1 protein-coding gene is annotated in these 355 nt (G+C 73.8%); it reads left to right on the top strand.

From position 1 onward, the window contains the following. Window positions 1-355: hypothetical protein (locus AC1DFM_RS34960; RefSeq protein WP_477081410.1), on the top strand; the 355-nt coding region annotated here is incomplete at both ends.

Consider the following 355-nt stretch of genomic DNA (forward strand, 5'->3'; position numbering starts at 1 on the left):
GCGCATACAAGAGCGGGCACCGCGCGACGATGTTCGCCCGCAGCGAGCGCGGCGTCGCCTACCTCTCCGGTGAGGCCGATGACCCGCAGATCGTGCGCGCCGCCTACATCGACGCCGTGCAGGCCGAGAAGATCGCCGCCAGAGCCCGCGCCGCCCGGGTCACGGCCGGGCGCCTCACCGGGTACGCCGCCGACCAGGACCTCACCCCGGACGACGACACCGCGTCGATCATCGACCACCTGCTCGCCGTGTGGCCCGCGACCGAGGACCGCGCCTGGTGCGACACCCTCGCGGCCCGACTGGCCGAGGCGTTCCCGTCCGCCTATGCCGGGTGGACGGCCGAGAACGTCACCAC

This window comes from Chitinophaga sp. 05T412, from assembly GCF_056396465.1.